General features: G+C 38.9%; 1 protein-coding gene. It reads right to left on the minus strand.

The genetic code is table 11. From position 1 onward, the window contains the following. Positions 1–9: 9 nt before the first annotated feature. On the minus strand, positions 10–1,332 hold the full coding sequence (locus tag H4J69_RS19560; RefSeq protein WP_182245196.1) for an IS4 family transposase: 1,323 nt from the start codon (positions 1,330–1,332) through the stop codon (positions 10–12). Positions 1,333–1,418: the final 86 nt, after the last annotated feature.

Here is a 1,418-nt window from a genome sequence, read left to right on the forward strand (position 1 = left end):
TAATGCCGTTCACTTAAGGTGAACGGCATTTTTACTTTTAACAGGGTACCTATTCTTTGAACATTTCAACATTCTCGGATATTGCCGTTCTCGCCTACCGGGTAAAACGAATTGCTTAGCCGATTTTGTAATATTCATTGTGTATTTGGGAATGTTACCTGGCGTGCAGAATGATAACTGGGTTAATTCGTGAATAATATGCATTGAAGCGCCATTAAAACTCAGTTGATTGGGGTGGACACCGTCTAGCGATTTAGCCATTAATACCATTTGATAACGGATTAAATTATAAGCCAATAATATCCCCCAAAGCTCTTGCTTAATAAGCTCTGGTTGATTACTTCGTAATGTGAATCGATTGTCCAATAGCGACTGTTTCATTTCCCTAAATCCTAACTCAATTTCCCATCGGTGGGCATATAAATCAACAATGTCAGCGGGTGGAAAGCGCATAGGATCTATCATTGAAGTGAGTATTTGAAGGTCTTTTCCTTTCACTTTTTTGGTTATGAGCCGTGCTTGCATCGTTTTAGGTAATTCTGGAAACTTTTTTCGTGACTGAGGCGTTGTGGTTAATTGGATTAATTTATCTTGTCTTCCAAAACTATTGATAACTTCATATTGTGTATTTTTTTTGAGTGGCATTAACCAATGCCTTGTGTTGCCCGTACTTTGCCAGCGATGTAACAAGCCTAATGAATAAAATCCACGGTCGAACAGCGTTAAACTATTATCAGGTGTTTTATCAATTAACCCTAACGCAAGATTCATCTCGTTAACTTCAACACTATCAAAGACACTGTTAGTCAATAAATGGCTCGTTAACTCCATCTGACACACCATACGTACTTGAGGGTAACTGGCTTTGCCATGTTGCGTCCCTGTTTTGGCAAACTCTTCATTATTTTCATCGGTATCGGGCACTCGCCACACAACACCATCGACACCTAAAAGGTTTAAACCACACCACTGACCATGATTAGCATCATGGTTCCATTGTTGTTGCGTTTGTTGAAAGACAGTTTCTATAACTTTGCTACCGAGTTTTTTTCTCGCTTGCGTGACCGCACTAGATGCAACATAGGGGATACCGCTGGGTAAAATAATATCCAACTGATTAAGCATTTGACGCATTGGAAACTTGCGAAATAATGCCATGCCAATGACAGCCCACACCATATTTTCCATAGGCAGCTTACGCTTTCGAATGGTAGATATTCCGTGTTCTTTTAGTCCCGCACTAATAATTTCTGGAGACAAAATTTCTGCTAAGTTTTGGAACTCGGTGACGTTATTTGAATTAACTAAAGAAAGCGCGGTAGAAAGTTGCATAAAAAAAATCCAGTGATATCAATCACTGGATTTTGATCTCATTAGCAAATTAATCAAGCTATAAATTGCTTAACTGATCGGCATTA

The sequence above is a fragment of the Colwellia sp. BRX10-9 genome (assembly GCF_014077405.1).
Lineage (GTDB): Bacteria > Pseudomonadota > Gammaproteobacteria > Enterobacterales > Alteromonadaceae > Colwellia_A.